This window comes from Marisediminitalea aggregata (assembly GCF_900129565.1).
GTDB classification, from domain to species: domain Bacteria; phylum Pseudomonadota; class Gammaproteobacteria; order Enterobacterales; family Alteromonadaceae; genus Alteromonas; species Alteromonas aggregata.
Genome location: NZ_FQWD01000016.1, coordinates 1 through 2886, shown reverse-complemented (window position 1 = coordinate 2886; position 2886 = coordinate 1). Strand labels below are relative to the sequence as shown.

Below are 2886 nucleotides of genomic sequence, written 5' to 3'. Positions count from 1 at the left end.
CGAAAAACCGTGCTTCCGCCAGAGCTATTTGAGAAGTACAGTAACATGATGTTTTGGCGTGATTTGAAAAACTCAAGCGCCTATACATTAACGCCATCAATATAGCAAACGAGGCAAATTAGTCAGGCCAAAGAATCTTGCAATACAATAGCTTTTCAAGATTCCCTGGCCGTTGGCGGCATTGTTTATTTGAGGTTGGCAATCACCGCGTGTCTTGATGAAAGATCCGTTTTTCTATAAATATTTGTAAGGTGATTGTCGACGGTTTTTTGCGAAATACCCAGTTCTTCAGCAATCTGCTTATTTTTAAAATGTTTTTTTAGCAAGAAGCAAATTTGCTTTTCTTTGTTGCTCAGCTGGCAAAACATATTTTCGAAATACATGACTTCTACCGACCAATAACCCAGTAATGGCTCAATATGAAAAATGCAGTTCTCCTCAATTACAAACGAACGTGTTGTTGAGGGGCTAAAGGGAAGGCTAATGCCTCGCCATCTAGGGATTTGCTCGCTTAAAACGGCGCGAAAAGTTTCGCTCATTTCAAGTATGCTGCCGGAATGATTACAGATCGCGTGTGCAACATGGATGCCTCTGCGCTTTAGACGTGCATTTTGCAGGGTTTTAAGCCGGGTTGCCGTTGCTAAATGCGGCGCAATAAATTGCAGTTGTTGTAATTGCTCTTCGTCTAACGATGTGTCCTTCTGCGCTGGTAAAAACAAAAAACGATGGATAAGGTTAGAGTCAGCTTGCTTAACAGCTAAAGCACAGGCAGAAAGTTGCTTGCTGAATATATTGTCATCAAGCATTTTGGCCATTCCGTCGGCAGGTAATGTTTGCAATAGTGCAATTTGTGAATCATTTAAAGCATCAGGGCACGCAACTGTATTAGTGGCTAGCAGTGTATGAGCCAACAGATGCCCTTCAGTGTCTTCAATCAACCAATAGCTCGGCCCCAGGTCGACGACCTGGCAGATTTCGCGGAAACAATGCTGCTTGAAGGTATCTAGGGTATTACCCTGAGTATGGTGATATATTTTTGAAATACACTTTCCAAGCCGTTGTTCTTGTGAGTGATGAGTGAGTTGCATCAGAGCCATAGGGTTAACTTTTTAGCTGTTGGTGAAAGTATGAGATCGCTTGCTGCCTGGAAGATACATCCAAAATTCTGAATATTTGTTTCAGGTGGTTTTTCACTGTGGCTTCCGAAATGCCCAAATGATTGCCAATTTCTTTGTTACTTTTTCCCTTAGCCAGCCAATGGCCGATTTCTAGTTTTCGTTGGCCGAGCAGTTCCTCCAAAGGAGTTGTTTGCACTTCTACGAATCGTAATCCGCTATAGTTTGTGACCCGGAATTGTAACGAAGACACTGAAAATGACTCATCACCGTGTGAAACATCGATTTGAACTTTATTGTTTATGATTAAATTAGCCTGCTCCAATACAGCTATAAAGGGTTCTTCTGCTTCGATTATATTGCCATAACCATCTAATACCGCTCGGTGCGCCAGCATCGCGTTAGGGAGTGGTATAAAGGCGCTAAGTATATTAATTCGTAATGCCTCTATCATGTTTGGCACCAGGAATTCCTTACATAATTTGTCATGTTCGGAAAATGAATGTTCAGCGTCATGGCGGGCAAACGTTATTATGTTCATGACCTGGCTTTGAGGATTAACTGAAATAGTCATCAGTGAGTGGTGCAAATCATATTTTTGACAATATAATTTGTACATGTCGGAACCGAGCCATTCTTGCTTTGGCACAATATCAAGAATATCACAGGTTTTATCGAGATTTCCCAGCATTACGCCAAACACTTGTTGCACTTGTTGGGAAACAGTACTCAAGTGATGGTAATCCTCCATAAACCCATCCGGTAAATTGAAGGTGAAGCTATCCTCTTCATAAAACCGCACTTGTTGTTCAGTACGTGTAATCCAAACGCCTGAATCAATGCCCAGGTGACGCGCGATTAACTCAAAGCAATGCTGCTTAAATTCGCCGATGGGAACCCTATACGCGAGCTCAAAGAGTTCACTTACCACCTGATTTGTTTTTGATAAAAAATTAATATTACTCACAAAATCTCAGGCTGTCGGTTAAATCAATAGCCCCAAACTCCTATGTTAAAACAATTGTTTAAATACAAATAATAAACAACTAGAGTGCTATGGTCACTAACTTAATCCGTTTCATCGAATTATTATGACAAAAGCTTCAAAATAATAAGTTAGCACAACACCCCAAACTTCCCATTGATGCGCCCTATACGTGAGTTTACGATGGCGTCTTTTGAAATAACTGTCTCATTTTGCAGATAATCTTATCCGGTTTGGGATTTATAATACGAAGTAAGGGATGTAGCTATGGCAGCAGAAGTATTCAATTATCGTTTTTATCTGAGTGGTAGTTCGCCAAATTATACTATTTATAATGGTAACAACTATTCAGGTTCGTATAATGCACTAAACGACAATCGAGATGGCAATCCTGATAACCAGGTTGCTATTGGTGATTCAATTACTATGTTTTCGGGCACGGCTGGTACAGTTATCGGCACTACCGCAAAAGGTGTAGTTGTACGAGATGACTTTAACGGTTACTCATATCTATTTACCAATGACAATAGTTATTCCACTGCAGTCGGTTCCTCATTGCAAAACTTTAACACGTCCGACCCTTATACATACTGCTTCCTTGCCGGCACTTCTATTCGTACGCCTGATGGGGAGCGCCCGGTTGAATCCATTAAAATGGGCGATAAAGTATTATCTGCCGATGGCCGAGTGCTAACCGTTCGCTGGATGGGGTACGAGACTATCCGTAATGGCATTGGCGCGTCTATTCACAAAGCCCCGGTTAAAATCAAAGCTGGTGCATTTGGT

3 protein-coding genes are annotated in these 2886 nt (G+C 41.4%); 1 reads left to right on the top strand and 2 read right to left on the bottom strand.

Annotated features, from left to right (window positions below):
- Nucleotides 1–185 precede the first annotated feature (185 nt).
- Nucleotides 186–1097, bottom strand: a complete 912-nt coding sequence (locus tag BUB81_RS21780) for a response regulator transcription factor (protein ID WP_073325474.1) — start codon at nt 1095–1097, stop codon at nt 186–188.
- Nucleotides 1098–1101: 4 nt separating this feature from the next.
- The gene (locus BUB81_RS21775) at nt 1102–2082 is read right to left on the bottom strand and encodes a response regulator transcription factor (RefSeq protein WP_073325473.1); all 981 of its coding nucleotides are present in this window, start codon (nt 2080–2082) and stop codon (nt 1102–1104) included.
- 285 nt (nt 2083–2367) lie between these two features.
- Between BUB81_RS21775 and BUB81_RS21770 the strand changes: the two genes are divergently transcribed.
- The coding region (locus BUB81_RS21770) for a Hint domain-containing protein (protein WP_175555858.1) at nt 2368–2886 on the top strand (519 nt) is incomplete at its 3' end.

Coding starts and splice junctions, on each gene's coding strand:
- BUB81_RS21780 (WP_073325474.1), bottom strand. CDS start 1,097: ATGGCTCTGATGCAACTCACTCATCACTCACAAGAACAACGGCTTGGA.